General features: G+C 70.9%; 12 protein-coding genes. 7 read left to right on the top strand and 5 right to left on the bottom strand.

Translation table 11 applies throughout. The annotated features are described in order from the left end of the window. Positions 1-235: 235 nt before the first annotated feature. Both AAFN69_RS25290 and AAFN69_RS25285 read right to left on the bottom strand, forming a co-directional pair. Positions 236-691, bottom strand: a complete 456-nt coding sequence (locus AAFN69_RS25290; RefSeq protein ID WP_347731084.1) for a hotdog fold thioesterase — start codon at positions 689-691, stop codon at positions 236-238. Positions 692-759: 68 nt separating this feature from the next. Next, entirely contained in the window at positions 760-3,066 is a 2,307-nt protein-coding gene (locus AAFN69_RS25285) for an FdhF/YdeP family oxidoreductase (RefSeq protein ID WP_347731032.1), read from the bottom strand. 190 nt (positions 3,067-3,256) lie between these two features. Here AAFN69_RS25285 and polA point away from each other — a divergent pair, with 190 nt between their 5' ends. Next, positions 3,257-5,911, top strand: coding sequence for a DNA polymerase I (gene polA / locus AAFN69_RS25280; RefSeq protein ID WP_347731083.1), 2,655 nt, complete (start codon positions 3,257-3,259; stop codon positions 5,909-5,911). Between the two features lie 108 nt (positions 5,912-6,019). Here the strand turns inward: polA and AAFN69_RS25275 are convergent, their stop codons facing one another. Then, positions 6,020-6,826 (bottom strand): DUF4184 family protein, encoded by an 807-nt coding sequence (locus tag AAFN69_RS25275; protein WP_347731031.1) that lies wholly within the window; start codon positions 6,824-6,826, stop codon positions 6,020-6,022. Between the two features lie 246 nt (positions 6,827-7,072). On the opposite strand from AAFN69_RS25275, the gene AAFN69_RS25270 reads away from it, so the two are divergent. Continuing rightward, positions 7,073-8,776, top strand: coding sequence for a lytic transglycosylase domain-containing protein (locus AAFN69_RS25270; protein ID WP_347731030.1), 1,704 nt, complete (start codon positions 7,073-7,075; stop codon positions 8,774-8,776). A 584-nt stretch (positions 8,777-9,360) separates the two neighbouring features. Here the strand turns inward: AAFN69_RS25270 and hrpB are convergent. Then, positions 9,361-12,069 (bottom strand): ATP-dependent helicase HrpB, encoded by a 2,709-nt coding sequence (gene hrpB, locus AAFN69_RS25265; protein ID WP_347731028.1) that lies wholly within the window; start codon positions 12,067-12,069, stop codon positions 9,361-9,363. 227 nt (positions 12,070-12,296) lie between these two features. Beyond that, on the bottom strand, positions 12,297-13,094 hold the full coding sequence (locus AAFN69_RS25260; protein WP_347731027.1) for a class I SAM-dependent methyltransferase: 798 nt from the start codon (positions 13,092-13,094) through the stop codon (positions 12,297-12,299). Between the two features lie 399 nt (positions 13,095-13,493). On the opposite strand from AAFN69_RS25260, the gene rpsA reads away from it, so the two are divergent. From rpsA to AAFN69_RS25235, 5 genes are all read left to right on the top strand, one after another. Continuing rightward, entirely contained in the window at positions 13,494-14,984 is a 1,491-nt protein-coding gene (rpsA, locus tag AAFN69_RS25255; RefSeq protein ID WP_347731026.1) for a 30S ribosomal protein S1, read from the top strand. A gap of 245 nt (positions 14,985-15,229) precedes the next feature. Beyond that, complete coding sequence (locus tag AAFN69_RS25250; RefSeq protein WP_347731025.1) at positions 15,230-16,168, top strand: PAC2 family protein; 939 nt, start codon at positions 15,230-15,232, stop codon at positions 16,166-16,168. Between the two features lie 97 nt (positions 16,169-16,265). Next, the gene (coaE, locus tag AAFN69_RS25245; RefSeq protein WP_347731024.1) at positions 16,266-16,865 is read left to right on the top strand and encodes a dephospho-CoA kinase; all 600 of its coding nucleotides are present in this window, start codon (positions 16,266-16,268) and stop codon (positions 16,863-16,865) included. A 79-nt stretch (positions 16,866-16,944) separates the two neighbouring features. Next, the gene (locus AAFN69_RS25240; protein WP_347731023.1) at positions 16,945-17,313 is read left to right on the top strand and encodes a DUF3592 domain-containing protein; all 369 of its coding nucleotides are present in this window, start codon (positions 16,945-16,947) and stop codon (positions 17,311-17,313) included. Positions 17,314-17,493: 180 nt separating this feature from the next. After that, entirely contained in the window at positions 17,494-17,862 is a 369-nt protein-coding gene (locus tag AAFN69_RS25235) for a tetratricopeptide repeat protein (RefSeq protein ID WP_347731022.1), read from the top strand. Positions 17,863-17,872 lie beyond the last annotated feature (10 nt).

The following is a 17,872-nucleotide window of genomic DNA, read 5'->3' as shown; positions in this document are numbered from 1 at the left end:
TCGGGGCGAACCATCTCGGCCCCGCCTGCCGGGCGAGGACGCCAATCTCAGCCCCGCCGGGGCGCCTCTCAGGCGAAGCTCTGGGGGAGTTCGAGGCGCGGGGCCCGGGGCGGGGCCCCGGTTACGGGAAGGGGCGGGGTGGGGAACAGGCCCCTGCAGGGCCACCCGCCCCGTACGAGCGCCGGCCCCGCCGGCCGGAGAGGCGAACAAACCCGGGCCCCCGGAGAGGCGGGGGTCAGCGCTCCCGCAGCATGCACGTGAGCCGCGCCGTACACACCCGCCGCCCCTCCTCATCCGTGATCACCACCTCGTACGTCGCCGTCGACCGCCCCCTGTGCACCGGCGTCGCCACCCCCGTCACCACCCCTCCCCGCACCCCCCGGTGGTGCGTGCAGTTGAGGTCCACCCCCACCGCGATCTTCCCGCTGCCGCCGTGCAGCATTGAGCCGACGGATCCCAGCGTCTCCGCGAGCACCGCGGACGCGCCCCCGTGGAGCAGCCCGTACGGCTGGGTGTTGCCCTCGACCGGCATCGTGCCGACCACCCGTTCCGCGGAGGCTTCGGTGATCCGGACATTCATCCGATCGCCGAGGGTGCCCGCGGAGAAGAGCGCGGGCAGATCCACCCCGAGCGCGGCGTACTCGTCAAGGACTTCCTGGGGGAACTTCGTGGCTGGCTGCTGCTCGTCCATGGGCACGGCTCCGATCTGTGTGTGCTGCATGCTCGGTGCCACCGTATTGCCCCCGCCTGAGCGAACGCTTAGCGGGTGGGTCGCGCAGACGCCGCGGCCGGCTGTGTTCCGGGTTCGAAGCGGATCACCACGGATTTGCTCGCCGGGGTGTTGCTGACGTCCGCCGTGGAATCGAGCGGCACCAGGACATTGGTCTCCGGGTAGTACGCCGCCGCGCACCCGCGCGCGGTCGGGTAGTGCACCACCCGGAAGCCGGGGGCCCGGCGCTCCACGCCGTCGCTCCACTCGCTCACCAGGTCGGTGTGGGAACCGTCCGCCAGACCCAGCTCCCGCGCGTCCTCCGGATTCACCAGCACCACCCGGCGCCCGCCCCTGATGCCCCGGTAGCGGTCGTCGAGCCCGTAGATCGTGGTGTTGTACTGATCGTGCGAGCGGAGGGTCTGGAGCAGCAGCCGTCCCGCGGGCACGGCGGGGTACTCCACCGGCGCGGCCGTGAAATTGGCCTTCCCGGTGGCGGTCGGGAAGCGGCGTTCATCGCGCGGGGCATGCGGGAGGGTGAAACCGCCGGGGCGGGCGATCCTCGCGTTGAAGTCCTCGAAGCCGGGCACCACCCGCGAGATCCGGTCCCGGATCGCGCCGTAATCCCTCTCGAACTCCTCCCACGGCGTACGCGACCGGGGGCCGAGCACGGCCCGCGCCAGCCGGGCCACGATCGCCGGCTCGGAGAGGAGGTCGGGGCTCGCCGGGGGCAGATTGCCGCGTGAGGCATGGACCATGCCCATGGAGTCCTCCACGGTCACGACCTGCCGGCCGGATGCCTGGACGTCCTTGTCGGTGCGGCCGAGTGTGGGGAGGATCAGCGCCTGCGCGCCGGTCACCGCGTGGGAGCGGTTGAGCTTGGTCGACACATGGACGGTCAGCCGCGCCCGGCGGATCGCGGCCTCGGTGACCTCGGTGTCGGGTGTCGCGGCCACGAAATTGCCGCCCATGGCGAAGAAGACCTTCGCCTCGCCGTCGCGCAGCGCCCGGATGGAGCGCACCACATCGAGACCGTGGTGCCGGGGCGGGGCGAAGCCGAATTCCTTCTCCAGGGCGTCCAGGAACGCGGGGGCGGGACGCTCGAAGATCCCCATGGTCCGGTCGCCCTGGACATTGGAGTGTCCGCGCACCGGGCAGACCCCGGCGCCGGGGCGTCCGATGTTGCCGCGCAGCAGCAGGAAATTGACCACCTCGCGGATGGTGGCCACGGAGTGCTTGTGCTGGGTCAGGCCCATGGCCCAGCAGACGATGATCCGCTCGGACGAGACCACCATCGCCAGCGCCTCTTCGATCTCGGCACGGCCGAGCCCCGTGGCGGCCAGGCTCTCCTCCCACCCGGCGGCCGAGGCGGCGGCGCGGAACGCCTCGTACCCATGGGTGTGCTCGCGCACGAAGGCGTCGTCGACCGCGCCGTCCGTCTCCAGGATGAGCTTGTTCAGCAGGCGGAAGAGGGCTTGGTCGCCGCCGATGCGGATCTGGAGGAAGAGGTCGTTGAGCTCGGTGCCCCGCAGCATGCCGCGGGGTGTCTGCGGATTCCGGAACCGTTCCATACCGGCCTCGGGCAGGGGGTTCACCGAGATGATCCGGGCGCCGGACTTCTTCGCCCGCTCCAGCGCGGAGAGCATTCTGGGGTGGTTGGTGCCGGGATTCTGCCCGGCGACGATGATCAGATCGGCCTGGTGCAGATCCTCCAGGGAGACACTGCCCTTGCCGACGCCGATCGTCTCGGTCAGCGCGGAGCCGGACGACTCGTGGCACATGTTGGAGCAGTCGGGCAGATTGTTGGTGCCGAATTCGCGGGCGAGGAGCTGGAGCAGGAACGCGGCCTCGTTGCTGGTGCGGCCGGAGGTGTAGAAGAGCGCCTCGTCGGGGGAGGCGAGGGCGGTCAGCTCCGCCGCGATGATCTCGAAGGCGCGCTCCCAGCTCACCGGCTCGTAGTGGTCGGCGCCCTCGGCGAGATGAACCGGCCGGGTGATCCGGCCCTGCTGTCCCAGCCAGTAGCCGCTGCGCGAGGCGAGGTCGGAGACCGGGTGCGCGGCGAAGAACTCGGGGGTCACCCGGCGGAGCGTGGCCTCCTCGGCGACGGCCTTCGCGCCGTTCTCGCAGAATTCGGCCGTGTGGCGTCGGTCGCCCTCGGGCCAGGCGCAGCCGGGGCAGTCGAAGCCGTCCTTCTGATTGACCTTGAGCAGGGTCCTGGCGGTGCGTGCCACCCCCATCTGCCGCTGGGCGGCCCGGAGGGTGTGCCCGATGGCCGGGAGCCCCGCCGCGGCGTGCAGGGGCTCCGTCACCCGCGGCGCATCCTGGATCGGGTCATCCGCGGGCGGTCGGCCGGCCATGCTCTTCCCCCTTCGTCCGGGTACGCGTCTCTCCGTACACCATCCTCCTCCGATACTGCCACGCGCCTGTGACAGCGCTCCGTGCCGCCCGGTGTGGACGGCGGTGTCAGTGGTCCGTGGCAGGATCGTCCCCGTGGCTGAGACAGCATCGAAGAAGACCCCAGACGACAACCGTCCGCGCCTGCTCCTCATGGACGGGCACTCCCTGGCGTACCGGGCGTTCTTCGCGCTGCCGGCGGAGAATTTCACGACCGGGAGCGGTCAGACGACCAATGCCGTCTACGGCTTCGCGTCGATGCTGGCGAATACGCTGCGCGATGAGTCGCCCACGCATTTCGCGGTGGCGTTCGACGTGTCCCGCAAGACCTGGCGTTCCAAGGATTTCCCCGAGTACAAGGCCAATCGTTCGGCCACCCCTGATGAATTCAAGGGCCAGGTCGAGCTGATCGGCGAGCTCCTCGACACGATGAACGCCGAGCGGTTCGCGGTCGACGGCTTCGAGGCCGACGACGTCATCGCCACCCTCGCCACCCAGGCGGAGGCCGCCGGGTTCGAGGTGCTGATCGTCACCGGCGACCGCGATTCCTTCCAGCTGGTGAGCGAGCACACCACCGTGCTCTACCCGACCAAGGGTGTCTCGGAGCTGACCCGGTTCACCCCGGAGAAGGTCCAGGAGAAGTACGGACTCACCCCGACGCAGTATCCGGACTTCGCGGCGCTGCGCGGCGACCCGTCCGACAATCTCCCCGGCATCCCCGGTGTCGGTGAGAAGACCGCCGCCAAGTGGATCAATCAGTTCGGCTCCTTCGCCGAGCTGGTCGAGCGCGCCGACGAGGTCAAGGGCAAGGTCGGCCAGTCGTTCCGCGATCACCTGGAAGCGGTCAAGCTCAACCGCCATCTGACCGAGCTGGTCCGCGATGTCGAGCTGCCCAGGGCCGTCACCGAGCTGGAGCGCGCTCCTTATGACCGGGCCGCGCTGAAGGGTTTCCTGGAGGTGCTGGAGATCCGCAACCCCAGCCTCCGGGAGCGGCTGCTGGCGGTCGATCCGGGTGCGGTGGAGGAGGAGGCCCCGGCCCCCGAGGCCGCTGTGGAGCTGGACGGCGCGGTGCTCTCCGCCGGTGAGCTCGGCCCCTGGCTGGAGCGCCACGCGGGGCAGCCGCTCGGTGTGGCCACCGTGGCGAGCTGGGCCCTGGGGGTGGGCAATGTCAGCGAGATCGCCCTCGCCGGCGCCGACGGCCACGCGGCCTGGTTCGACACGACCCAGCTCGACGAATCGGACGACCGGGCCTTCGCCGCCTGGATCGCCGATCCGGCCCGCCCGAAGGTCATGCACAATGCCAAGGACGCCCTGCGGGTCTTCCCCGAGCACGGCTGGCGGATCGACGGCATCACCATGGACACCGCGCTCGCCGCCTATCTGGTGAAGCCGGGCCGCCGCTCCTTCGCGCTGGACGCCCTCTCCATCGAGTACCTCCACCGCGAGCTGGCCCCGGCCGCCGCCGACGGCCAGCTGGCGTTCGGCGCCGACGACCAGGCCGAGGCCGACGCGCTGATGGCCCAGGCGCGTGCCGTGCTCGACCTCGGGGCGGCCTTCACCGAGAGGCTGAAGGAGGTCGGCGCCACCGAGCTGCTCCACGATGTGGAGCTCCCCACCTCCCTGCTGCTGGCCCGGATGGAGCGGCACGGCATCGCGGCCGACCGCGCCCATCTGGAGACGATGGAGCAGCTCTTCGCCGGGGCCGTGCAGCAGGCGGTGAAGGAGGCCCATGCCGCGGTGGGGCACGAGTTCAATCTGGGCTCGCCCAAGCAGCTCCAGGAGGTCTTCTTCGGGGAGCTGAATCTCCCCAAGACGAAGAAGACCAAGACCGGCTACACCACCGACGCCGACGCGCTCGCCTGGCTCGCCGGCCAGACCGAGCACGAGCTGCCGGTCATCATGCTGCGCCACCGTGAGCAGGCCAGGCTGCGCTCCACCGTCGAGGGCCTGATCAAGACGATCGCCGCCGACGGCCGGATCCACACCACCTTCAGCCAGACCGTCGCCGCGACCGGACGGCTGTCGTCGACCGAACCGAACCTCCAGAATGTGCCGGTCCGCACGGATGAGGGCCGCGCCATCCGCCGGGGCTTCGTCGTCGGCGAGGGCTTCGAGTCGCTGATGACCGCCGACTACAGCCAGATCGAGCTGCGGGTGATGGCTCATCTCTCCCAGGACGAGGGCCTGATCCAGGCGTTCACCTCCGGCGAGGATCTGCACAACACGGTGGCGTCCCAGGTGTTCGGAGTGGAGACCGCGGCGGTCGACGCCGAGATGCGCCGCAAGATCAAGGCGATGTCGTACGGCCTGGCCTACGGTCTCTCCGCGTTCGGGCTCTCCCAGCAGCTGAACATCGAGGCGGGCGAGGCCCGCGCTCTGATGGACACCTATTTCGAGCGGTTCGGCGGGGTGCGCGACTACCTCCACCATGTGGTGGACGAGGCGAGGGCCACCGGCTACACGGCGACCATGCTCGGCCGCCGCCGCTATCTCCCCGACCTCAACAGCGACAACCGCCAGCGCCGCGAGGCCGCCGAGCGCATGGCGCTGAACGCACCGATCCAGGGCACCGCCGCCGACATCGTCAAGATCGCGATGCTGAAGGTGGCCGACGCCCTGGAGGAGGCCGGGCTCTCCTCCCGGCTGCTGCTCCAGGTCCACGACGAAATCGTGCTGGAGATCGTCCCGGGCGAGCGCGAGCGGGTCGAGGAGATCGTGCGCCGTGAGATGTCGGCGGCGGCGTCCCTGGACGTCCCGCTCGGGGTCTCGGTCGGCGTCGGCCCGGACTGGGAGTCGGCGGCCCACTGATCCGGACCGGCAGGTATCCGCGCCCGCCGTACCGCACCGGTACGGCGGGCGCACCCGGTCGGGGGTCCGCCACCGGAGCGTGAGCCCGGCCCCCCCCGGGGAGCCTCCTCAGACCCGCTGCGGGGTCCGGTCGCGCAGCCGCATCGCCGCGCCGTGGATCACCAGACCGGCCACCAGGCCCGCCCCGGCCCCGAAACAGAGGGTCGGGATGGCGTCCAGCGGTGATCTCGCCGGGTCCCGGCCGATCAGCCAGACCACGCATCGCACGACTGCTCCCAGCAGGACGCATCCGCCGATCAGCGCCACGGCCTTCCGGCGTTCCCGGGCATCGAGCACCGGCACGCCCGGGGGCGGCCCGGAGGCCGGCCGGCGCCGGAGCGCGGACCGGGCGAACCAGCCGAGCAGAATGAGCGCGAGTGCCGAGGACCCGTACTGCGCAAAGGTGAAGACTCCGTACCCCGCCACCTCCTCGCCGAGCACCGGCACCAGGCGGGTGCCCCAGCGGTCTTGGTGGGTGAAGGCGTCCCAGACGACATGGGTGGCCGCACCGAGCACCGCGGACACGTAGAAGCGGAGTGCGTACGCCGGACCCGGCTCCATCCGGCGGCCCCGGAGCCAGCCGTGCGCCTGTCCCTGCCGGTGCGGGGGGAGCAGGGCCACCAGCGGGTCGCGCACCATCACCCACACCGCCACCAGAGCTGTGGTGACGGCCACATCGGCGGTGAGCACCCCGACCGGTGCATGGGTGAATTGTCCGAACCGCATCGCACCCGGAACCACCGTGGCCGCGAAGTAGGCCATGTCGGGCGAGAGTGAGCCCATCACCAGGGCCGATGTGACAAGCGGACCGCGTGCGGTGCCGTCTCTCCGTATCCCCGGCAGCACCGCAGCGATATGGCTGAGCGTGAACGGCATGGAACGTGGCCTTTCTGTGACACCTATTGATCGCTGATTGAGCGATTGCCGAACGGTAGTTGATCGTTCGCTGGTCGGTGTGGGCCGTGAGCCGCTGCCGGACACTGGACGATGACGCCGTGGCGAAATGGTGAATAACGGTCATGGCCTGGTGTTCCCGGGCGCGCAGTTGACGTAGGGTCGCCTGAGTTGAACGGAATAGCACGGGGGAGCGCGGACAGCCGCCTTCGGGGAGGGAACGGACGCATGGCAGCGCAATTCGGCCGACGGCTGCGCCGGGGAGCCACCACCACTGCGGTGGCCGCGGCCGCCGTCGCGGCGCTCTCCGCCTCGCAGGCGCCGGGTATCACCCACGCCGACTTCGGGGGTGGCGACGCCACCGGCAACGGAGCTCCCGACACGGCCTCGGACTCGGAGACCTCCGCCACCGGCGATTCCCCGTACTACACCGATCTCCCGACCCTCCGCACGCCCAACGGGCCGAACGCCTCGATCAACCTGCCCGCGACGACCGGGTCGGCGGAGTCGGGCATACCGGCCACCGTCCTCACCGCCTACAAGGAGGCGGAGCGGACCATCCAGGCATCGGACCCCGCCTGCCGTGTCCCGTGGCAACTGCTGGCCGGCATCGGCAAGGTGGAGTCGGGCCAGGCGCGCGGCGGCAAGGTCGACGCCAATGGCACCACCTTCTCCCCGATTCTGGGCCCGGTCCTCAACGGTGTCGGCTTCGCCAATATCTCCGACACCGACAACGGCGAGTTCGACGGCGACACCACCCACGACCGCGCGGTCGGCCCGATGCAGTTCATCCCCTCCACCTGGGCGACCTGGGGGCAGGACGCCAACGGCGACGGGGTGAAGAACCCCAACAACATTCACGACGCCGCCCTCGCCGCCGGCCGCTACCTCTGCGCGGGCGACCGCGACCTCACCAAGAAGCACGATCTCGACCAGGCGATCCTGAGCTACAACCGCTCGCGGGAGTATCTGAACACCGTCCTCTCATGGTTCGAGTTCTACAAGCGCGGCACCCACCAAGTGCCCGACGGCGAGGGTGTGCTCCCCGACACCAGCACTCCCGACAGTCCTCCGGCCGGGCCCCAGGGCGCCACCCCGCCCAAGACGAAGCCGCCCACGAGCGCGAAGCCCAAGCCGCCGGCCAAGCCCGGGAAGCCGTCGAAGCCGACCACTCCGCCGACGAAGCCCCCGACCAAGCCGCCCGTCACCCCGCCGACCCCGCCGCCCGCCACCTCCGTCGAGGTCGAGGGCGCCGCCGAGCTGACCACCATGGCCGGGCGCGACTTCGCCCACCGGCCCGCGGTCCGGGCGGAGGACTCCAAGGGCCGCGGTGTCTCGAAGCAGGAGATCCGCTTCGAGATCATCGGTGCGACCGAGGCCCGCTTCCCCGGTGGCAAGACGAGTGCCGTCGTTCTGACCGGCGCCGACGGCAAGGCCATCGCGCCCGTGCTGAAGGCCGGCGAGAAGACCGGTTCCTTCAAGGTCCGGGCCACCGCCGTGGGTCGCGGCCTGCCTTCGGTCAACTTCGCCGCCAAGGTGACCGCACGCGCCGCCGACAACCTCGTCCGCGTCAACGACAAGCCCCTGATCGCCGCTCCCGGCACGGAGTTCGCCGACTTCGTCGAGGTCAAGGCCGCCTACCAGAACGCCGTCGCCGCCGGTGTCGAGATCACGGCCGCGCTGATCACCGACACCGCGAACCCGGTCGAGAACGACAAGGGCCCCTCCTTCGGCAAGGACGCGGACGGCAAGATCATCCGCACCCTCACGGGCCTCAAGACGGACGCCGACGGAGTGCTCAGGCTCCCGAAGCTCTTCGCCGGTGACGAGCTGGGCACCTTCCGGCTCCAGCTCACCGCCGTCGGCGGCGTGAGCATCAACATCGCGCTCACGGTGGAAGCGCCGCCCGCTCCGGAGACCCCCGCCGGCTGATCCTCACACCACCACCTCCTCCTACATTCGCCGCCCCTTCCCCGTTCATCGGCGGAGGGGCGGCGCCATTGGTCTGCCCCGGAGCGCTCTCCTCCCCGGCGGCGCACTGCTCCCCCTCACCCTGCCCCGGGGCCCCGCGACCGCCGCCGTAGCGGCCCGGGCCCGGGCCGCTACGGCCTCAGACCCGCCCCCGGCCCCGGGCGTCGGCCCTGGCCTCAGACCCGCCCCCGGCACCGGCCCCCGGCACCGGCCCCGCACTCGCCCCCGGCCTCAGACCCGCCCCCGGCCCTGGCTCCGCTCCACACTCGCACCCGGCTCCCCACTCGATCCGGTCCCGGCCCCCCGGTCCCGGCCGTCGGTCCCGGTCCGCACTCGCACCCGGCTCCCCAGCCGATCCGATCCGGCTCCCGCCTGACAGATGCTGTCGGCGGCCCCGCTCCCGCGAACCACCCCGCCGCGCGCGTTCCGCCGCTCTGTCCACTCGCTCTCCCCCTTTCTCCGGCTCGCGGGAATCGCCTGCCCCCTCTCCTGGCTGCCCCCTCTCGGCCGTGCGCGCGGTCGGGAGGGCACCACCCTGTCGCCGCTCAGCCCCGTCGGCCCGACCCGCCGCCTCCTCCGGCCCGCCCGAACCCTGAACCAGGAGCCGAACCATTTCCCGACCCCGACCCCGACCCCGACCCCGACCCCGACCTCGAACCCGGCCCGGAGCCGCCCTGCGCACCACCACCCCCGGCGCGGCCGCCGCCCCCACCGCCCAGGGCGGCCTGCCGCGCACTGGTGTGGCGGGTCGCCACCGCCGTCGCGGGATCCTCCGGCCAGGGATGTCTCGGATACCGGCCGCGCAGCTCCGCCCGCACCGACCGATAGCCCTCCCTCCAGAACGAGGCCAGATCGGCGGTGACCGCCACCGGCCTGCCCGCTGGCGAGAGCAGATGCACCAGCACGGGGACCCCGGCGACCACCGGTGTCTCCCGCAGCCCGAACACCTCCTGGAGCTTCACCGCCAGAACCGGCTGCTCACCGCCGTACCCGACACGTATCCGCGAACCACTCGGCACCTCCAGCCGCTCCGGCGCCAGCTCGTCCAGCCGCGCCGCCTCACCGCCCGCCCACGGCAGCAACCGCTGCAACGACTGCCCGGCGGAGATCCGCCCCAGATCGGCCCGCCGCCGCGCACGGGACAGCTCCGGCTCCAGCCACTCCGCAGCACGCTCCAGCAGCGCCGCGTCCGAGACATCCGGCCATGGGGCGCCCCTCACCCGATGGAGAAAGGCCAGCCGCTCCCGAAGCCCTTCGGCATCGCGCGTCCAGTGGAGCAAACCGAGCCCCTCCCGCCGCAGGCCCTCCAGCAACGCCTCTCTCACCAGCGCGGGCTCCGGGCCCCGCAGCCCGCGCGCGGTGAGCTCGATCGCCCCAAGCCGCCGTACTTCCCGGGCCACCACATCCCCGCTCTCCCAGCGCACCTCCTCGCCCGACGACAGCAGATGGGCTGCCGCCCCGCGCGCGGTCTCCTCGTCGATCACCGCGGCCAGCCGCACCCGTGCGGAGGCCGCCGACGCCGGCCGGTCAGCGACCGCGACCGCGAGCCAGGGCGCGCCCCGCAACCCGGACCCCGCGCCCACCTCGGCACCGGTCCCGGAAGCCATGAGAAACGCCCCCTCCCCACGGGCCCGCGCCACCCGTTCCGGAAAGGCGAACGCGGTGATCAGCCCGGCGACCGCGTCATCTCCCGAACCCGCCGCCTGCCGGTCGTCCCCCGTGCCCGCGGCCGCCGGCAGTGCGGAGGCGAGCCGTCGGACCTCGGACCGCCAGCGCGCCCCATAGCCGTCCCCGCCACGCCGCGCGGTGCGCCAGGCGCCCGCGAGATCGTCCCCGTACTCCCGGGGCGGCTCCTCGCTGAGCAGCGCGACCACCTCCGCCGCCCGGCGTGCGCCCACCGACGGCGCGCCGTCCACAAGGGCCCGCGCGAGACGCGGGTGCACCCCGAGCCGGGACATCCGAACGCCCCGCTCGGTCACCCGGCCGTCGGCGTCCACCGCGCCGATCGCGGTCAGCACCGCACCCGCCGCGGCCATCGCCCCGGTGGGCGGCTGGTCCAGCAGCGCCAGCCCGGCCGCCGACGGATCCCCCCAGCAGGCCACCCGCAGGGCGAAGGAGGTCAGATCCGCGATCCGGATCTCGGCCGACGGAAAGCGAGCGCGCCGTACATCGTCCGCCGCCGTCCAGCAGCGGTACACGGTGCCGAAAGCCTCCCGACCGGCCCGCCCGCGGCGCTGCTCGGCGGCCGCCGCCGAGACCGGCACGGTCGTCAGCGAACCGAGACCTCTCGCATGATCCATCCTGGGCTCCCGAGCCAGCCCGGAATCGACGACGACCCGCACACCGGGCACGGTCAGACTGGATTCGGCCACCGAGGTGGCGAGCACCACCCGGCGCCGCCCGCCATCCCCGCCCCGCAGTACCGCGTCCTGCACGGCGGCCGGTGCCCGGCCGTGCAGCTGCAGCACCTCCGCGTCCACACCCTCCAGCATTCCCGCCGTACGGGCGATCTCGCCCGTACCCGGAAGGAAGCAGAGGACATCCCCCTCGTGCCGGGCGAGTGCCGTCCGCACCGTCGCCGCGACATGCCGCAGCAGTGCCGGGTCCACCCAGGTGCCGTGCGCCGGCCGGATCCCGCTCGGCGGCGGTGCGAAGAGCGGCTCGGTGCCGTGGCCCTCACCCCTGCCGCGCACCACCGGAGCCGGGCCCGAATCGTCCAGCACGGTCAGCAGCCCGGCCCATGCCTCCGCGTCGCTCGTCGCCGAAGCCGCGATCAGCTTCAGCTCGGGGCGCAGGGTGGCCCGTACATCGACCAGGAAGGCCAGCGCGGTGTCCGCGTCCAGATGCCGCTCATGGCATTCGTCGAGCAGCACCACATCCACGCCCGCCAGCTCCGGATCGCGCTGCAGTCGCTGGAGCAGTACTCCGGTGGTGACCACCTCGACCCGGGTCGCCGGGCCCGTACGGCGCTCGCCGCGGACGGTGTAGCCGACCGCTTCCCCGACCTCCTGGCCGATCAGCCACGCCATGCGCCGGGCCGCCGCCCGGACCGCCATCCGTCTCGGCTCGGCGACGAGCACCCGCCGCCGCGGGCCCGCTCCGGTCAGACCGGCCAGCGCCAGCGGCACCAGAGTGGTCTTGCCCGTGCCCGGGGGCGCGTGCAGCACGGCGGTACCGCGCCGGTCGACCGCGGCCAGCAGCTCGGGGACGGCATCGCGGACCGGCAGGCGGTCGAGTGCGTCGGTTCGGATCATGCACTCAGTGTCATACGTCCCCGCGACCCGTGTTCCGCACTGTCCACAGGGGTGAGCCGTTCATCCGCTCGTATGACAAATCCCGACCGACCGACCGACCGACCGACCGGCCGGCCGACCGACCGACGGGCCGGCCGGCCCCGCCCGACCCCCTCCATGGAAGAACCGGCCGCACCCGACATCCAAGGAGAGAAACCGGGCCTGGCCGACCCTCACGGAAAGAACCGTCAGTCCCGGACGCAGACGAAGATCGCGGTGCCCGGGATCAGATTCCCCCGCAGCGGCGACCAGCCACCCCACTCCTGGCTGTTCCACGCCGGCCACTCCGGCTCGACCAGGTCGATCAGCCGGAAGCCGCCCGCCACCACGTCCCGGACCCGGTCGCCGATCGTCCTGTGGTGCTCGACATAGAGGGCGCGCCCCTGCTCGTCCTGCTCCACATAAGGGGTGCGGTCGAAATAGGAGGCCGCCACACTCAGCCCCTCGGGTCCCGGTTCGTCCGGGAAGGCCCAGCGCACGGGATGGGTGACCGAGAAGACCCAGCGCCCGCCGGGCCGCAGCACCCGGCGCACCTCGGTGAACACCTTCACCGAATCGGCGACGAAGGGCACCGCCCCATAGGCGGAACAGGCCAGATCGAAGGAACCGTCACCGAACGGCAGCGCCGTGGCATCCGCTTCCACCAGCGGAAGGTCCGCGCCGATCCGCAGGGCATGCTGAAGCTGGCGGTGGGAGAGATCGAGCGCCACCGGACGCGCCCCCTGCGCGGCCAGCCAGCGGGAACACTGAGCCGCCCCGGCCCCGATCTCCAGAATGTCCAGCCCCTTCAGGGACGCGGCCGGCCCCAGCAGGGCCGCATCGGCCTCGTCGAGCCCTTCGGGCCCCCAGACGAAACGATCATCCCCCAGAAAGCCGCCGTGCTCGTTCTGGTAGTCGTCGGCGTTCCCGTCCCACCACACACGGCTCGCGCGGCTGCTCTCGGTGTCCCCCGCGTGACGGCGGGTCGCCTCGGGCTCGGGTTCCATGCTGTATTGGCTCATCTTCACCGTCGTTGTAGTTTGCGTTTCGCGCGTCCAGCCGCTGCCGATCGCGGCCATGATGGCCTTCACAAACACGAGTTGTGCCGGATATGTGGCGATCCGCCCCGGGTGTGCGCCTTCGCGCATTGACCGTCCACCGCTGCCCCCGTATGCTACAAGTTGCGCTGCGGGCCTGCGTGCCTCAGACAGAGCAGGCCGCGCTCGCATCTGTATGTATGTCCCCTCGGTTCACGAGGCGCCTTCGGGCTGATGTTTTCGGGTTTCCCGGGGACATCGATCCGGGTTGGGCGCTTCCTAGGCTGTCCGGTCTTCTGCAGCTGCGATACGGGCTCACGGCGTAGCAGTACCTACGACTTCAATGTCCGTACCGGAGCCCTTTCCCACATGACGAGCAGCACCGAGACCACCGCCACTCCGCAGGTAGCGGTCAACGACATCGGTAACGAGGAAGCCTTCCTCGCCGCGATCGACGAGACGATCAAGTACTTCAACGACGGCGACATCGTCGACGGCGTCATCGTGAAGGTCGACCGGGACGAGGTCCTGCTCGACATCGGTTACAAGACCGAAGGTGTCATCCCGAGCCGCGAGCTCTCGATCAAGCACGACGTCGACCCGAACGAGGTCGTCAAGGTCGGCGACGAGATCGAGGCCCTGGTCCTTCAGAAGGAGGACAAGGAAGGCCGCCTGATCCTCTCGAAGAAGCGCGCCCAGTACGAGCGTGCCTGGGGCACCATCGAGAAGATCAAGGAAGAAGACGGAATCGTCACCGGTACCGTCATCGAGGTCGTCAAGGGCGGCCTCATCCTCGACATCGGCCTGCGCGGCTTCCTTCCCGCCTCCCTGGTCGAGATGCGTCGTGTCCGCGACCTCCAGCCCTACGTGGGCAAGGAGCTCGAGGCCAAGATCATCGAGCTGGACAAGAACCGCAACAACGTGGTCCTGTCCCGCCGTGCCTGGCTGGAGCAGACCCAGTCCGAGGTTCGCCAGACCTTCCTCACCACCCTCCAGAAGGGGCAGGTCCGCTCCGGCGTCGTGTCCTCGATCGTCAACTTCGGTGCCTTCGTGGACCTGGGTGGCGTCGACGGTCTCGTGCACGTCTCCGAGCTGTCCTGGAAGCACATCGACCACCCGTCCGAGGTTGTCGAGGTCGGCCAGGAAGTCACCGTCGAGGTTCTCGACGTCGACATGGACCGCGAGCGTGTCTCCCTGTCGCTGAAGGCGACGCAGGAAGACCCGTGGCAGCAGTTCGCCCGTACGCACCAGATCGGCCAGGTCGTTCCCGGCAAGGTCACCAAGCTGGTTCCGTTCGGTGCGTTCGTCCGCGTCGACGAGGGCATCGAGGGTCTGGTCCACATCTCCGAGCTGGCCGAGCGCCACGTGGAGATCCCGGAGCAGGTCGTCCAGGTCAACGACGAGATCTTCGTCAAGGTCATCGACATCGACCTCGAGCGTCGTCGCATCAGCCTCTCGCTGAAGCAGGCCAACGAGTCCTTCGGTGCCGACCCGGCCTCGGTCGAGTTCGACCCGACCCTGTACGGCATGGCCGCGTCCTACGACGACCAGGGCAACTACATCTACCCCGAGGGCTTCGACCCGGAGACCAACGACTGGCTGCCGGGCTTCGAGACCCAGCGCGAGGCGTGGGAGACCCAGTACGCCGAGGCGCAGACGCGCTTCGAGCAGCACCAGGCCCAGGTCATCAAGTCCCGCGAGGCCGACGAGGCCGCTGCTGCCGAGGGTGGCACCGCCGCTCCGGCCGCCGCGCCCGCCAGCGGTTCCTACTCCTCGGAGTCGGACGACAACTCCGGCGCCCTGGCGTCGGACGAGGCGCTCGCCGCCCTGCGTGAGAAGCTGGCCGGCGGCCAGAGCTGACACGCGCACCGGCTGACGGATAGCTGAAGCAAGGCCCGCTCCCTCCGGGGGGCGGGCCTTGCCGCGTCAGTGGCGGGGAATCCAGCGGGAGCGGAGACCGGAGCCGCCTCCCGCTGAGACGGCCTCGCGCGTACGAATCTCCTGGGCATTCCGGGCCCCTCCGGCCGCGCGGGCGACCCGTGAGGCGGGAATGCCCGTGCGTTACCGCGTGTTGTCACCTGTGAACACGAGGAGGAGCGGTAATCGTGCTGGATCCGCAGGGATTGTATGAATGGGAGCCGAAGGGCCTCGCGGTCGTCGACATGGCGCTCGCACAGGACTCGGCCGGTCTTGTCATGCTGTACCACTTCGACGGATACATCGACGCGGGTGAGACCGGCGACCAGATCGTCGACAACCTGCTCGAATCGCTGCCGCACCAACTGGTGGCCCGCTTCGACCACGACAGGCTCGTCGACTACCGGGCCCGCCGCCCGCTTCTGACCTTCAAGCGCGACCGCTGGGCGGCGTACGAGACCCCCGCGATCGAGGTCCGGGTGGTCCAGGACGCCACAGGCGCCCCCTTCCTGCTCCTCTCGGGCCCCGAGCCGGATGTGGAGTGGGAGCGTTTCGCCGCAGCGGTCGCCGAGATCGTGGAGCGCCTCGGAGTACGCCTTTCGGTCAACTTCCACGGCATCCCCATGGGCGTTCCGCACACCCGTCCGGTCGGTCTCACCCCGCACGGCAACCGCACCGACCTCACCCCCGGCCACCGCAGCCCGTTCGACGAGGCCCAGGTGCCGGGCAGCGCGGAGTCGCTGATCGAGTACCGCCTGATGGAAGCCGGCCACGACGTACTCGGCGTAGCCGCCCATGTGCCGCACTATGTGGCCCGTTCCGCTTACCCGGATGCCGCGCTGACCGCCCTGGAGGCGATCACAGCCGCGACCGGCCTGGTGCTCCCGAGTGTGGCCCATGCGCTGCGCACCGAGGCGCACCGTACGCAGAATGAGATCGAACGCCAGATCGGCGAGGGTGACGAGGAGCTTGTCGCGCTCGTCCAGGGCCTTGAGCATCAGTACGACGCCATGGCGGGCGCCGAGACCCGGGGAAATCTGGTCGCGGAGGCCGTGGATCTGCCGTCCGCCGATGAGATCGGCCTCGAATTCGAGCGCTTCCTCGCCGAACGAGAAGGCGACAGCTGATTCCGGTCCGGCCCTGAACGACAGCGGCGCGCGGGCGATCGGGTGGGATCCCCGGCGGCGCTGTTTCCGCCCGGGCCCGGGCATTAAGCTGCCCATCATGCTGTCCGTGGGCCTGACCGGTGGAATCGGCGCCGGCAAGAGCGAAGTGTCCCGTCTGCTCGAGTCGTACGGGGCGGTCCTCATCGACGCCGACAAGATCGCCCGAGAGGTGGTCGAGCCGGGCACTCCTGGACTCGCCGCGGTCGTCGAGGCATTCGGCACCGGGATCCTCAGGGCGGAGGGCACCCTGGACCGGCCCGCACTGGGCTCACTGGTCTTCGCCGACCCCGACAAGCTGGCGGCCCTCAACGCGATTGTGCACCCCCTGGTCCGTGCGCGCTCCGATGAGCTGGAGCGGTCGGCTGCCCCGGACGCGGTGGTGGTCCACGATGTGCCGCTGCTCGCCGAGAACGCCCTGGCAAGCCTCTACGACCTGGTCATCGTCGTCGACGCTGCCCCCGAGACCCAACTGAAGCGACTGGTCGGCCTGCGCGGAATGCAGGAGTCCGACGCACGGGCGAGAATGGCCGCGCAGGCGACCCGGGAGCAGCGCCGGGCCATCGCCGATCTGATCATCGACAATGACGGTCCGCTGGAGGATCTGGAGCCCCAGGTGCGCACAGTCTGGACGGAGTTGACGCGCCGGGCGGCACGGTAGAGATCACCGGCACCCGCTCGCGTCAGACCCGCGTCAACAGCACCCTGGTGTGGACGCGGGCGGCACTACCATCGCTCCGATGCAGATCGTATTCGCGGCCTTCACTCTGGCGGGCGGCCTGATCGCCGCCCTCGCCGGGGTGTACGGCCTGCGGCAGACCCGCCGTATCGCGAGATCCGGCCATTTCGCCATCGCGCTGGTGAAGCCGGTGCCGCCAGGGGCGGAGCGCGTGCTGCTGGCCTTCGAGACCGCTGACGGGCGGCTCATGGAGATCCCTTCCCCGGTGCCCCTGGCCGAGGGGCGGAGCATCCGGCTCGCGTACGACCCCGGCGACCCCCGCGATGTCGTCGTGGACGGACACCGCCGGACCGGTGTCGACGGGGGTTTCGTGGTGGCGGGGGCGATGCTCACGGCCATCGGAATCGCCCTGGCGCTGCCGGTCTTCTGAGACGCCTCACGGCTTCGGTACGACCGGATCACCCGTCCGCTCGGTCCCGGGTGGACCTCATGTCCGTTCGGCCCGTCCCATCCCTGTCGTTGTCCGTCTCCCGTGTCCGTGATCGCGGCTCGTGGAACAACCGTGCCGGGACCAGTGTTGGGAACACGCAGTGAGGGGAAGGATTCAGCCGTGCCCGAAAGCAGCCCGGAGACCCATGTCATCGACTACCGCGCGGCGGAGCAGTTGCTGGCCGCGCGGGACCCGCGTGGTGCCGTGAAGCTATTGGACTCCGTCATCGCGGCCCACCCCGAGAACACGGCCGCCCGATTGCTGCGAGCCCGCGCCTTCTTCGCGGCAGCGCAATTGCGCCCTGCCGAGCTGGAGTTCGAGCTCGTCCTGGAACGCGAGCCGGACAACGCGTTCGCGCACTTCGCCCTGGCCCGTACCTATGAGCGGACCGCCCGGCCCGAACAGGCGAAACGCCACTTCAGGCTGGCCGCCGCGCTGGATCCGAAACCGGAGTATCTCCAGGCCGCGCGTTTCGACGCCGAGGAATGACCGACGCCGC

Origin of the sequence: Streptomyces sp. CAU 1734 (assembly GCF_039888735.1) — a bacterium.
Taxonomy (GTDB): domain Bacteria; phylum Actinomycetota; class Actinomycetes; order Streptomycetales; family Streptomycetaceae; genus Streptomyces.
This window is presented reverse-complemented; position numbering and strand designations above follow the sequence as displayed.

Excerpts from the sequence above, each read along its gene's own strand:
- rpsA (WP_347731026.1), top strand. The coding sequence starts at position 13,494 with ATGACGAGCAGCACCGAGACCACCGCCACTCCGCAGGTAGCGGTCAAC.
- AAFN69_RS25260 (WP_347731027.1), bottom strand. The coding sequence starts at position 13,094 with ATGGAACCCGAGCCCGAGGCGACCCGCCGTCACGCGGGGGACACCGAG.
- coaE (WP_347731024.1), top strand. The coding sequence starts at position 16,266 with ATGCTGTCCGTGGGCCTGACCGGTGGAATCGGCGCCGGCAAGAGCGAA.
- AAFN69_RS25240 (WP_347731023.1), top strand. The coding sequence starts at position 16,945 with ATGCAGATCGTATTCGCGGCCTTCACTCTGGCGGGCGGCCTGATCGCC.
- hrpB (WP_347731028.1), bottom strand. The coding sequence starts at position 12,069 with ATGATCCGAACCGACGCACTCGACCGCCTGCCGGTCCGCGATGCCGTC.
- AAFN69_RS25275 (WP_347731031.1), bottom strand. The coding sequence starts at position 6,826 with ATGCCGTTCACGCTCAGCCATATCGCTGCGGTGCTGCCGGGGATACGG.
- AAFN69_RS25270 (WP_347731030.1), top strand. The coding sequence starts at position 7,073 with ATGGCAGCGCAATTCGGCCGACGGCTGCGCCGGGGAGCCACCACCACT.
- polA (WP_347731083.1), top strand. The coding sequence starts at position 3,257 with ATGGACGGGCACTCCCTGGCGTACCGGGCGTTCTTCGCGCTGCCGGCG.
- AAFN69_RS25285 (WP_347731032.1), bottom strand. The coding sequence starts at position 3,066 with ATGGCCGGCCGACCGCCCGCGGATGACCCGATCCAGGATGCGCCGCGG.
- AAFN69_RS25290 (WP_347731084.1), bottom strand. The coding sequence starts at position 691 with ATGGACGAGCAGCAGCCAGCCACGAAGTTCCCCCAGGAAGTCCTTGAC.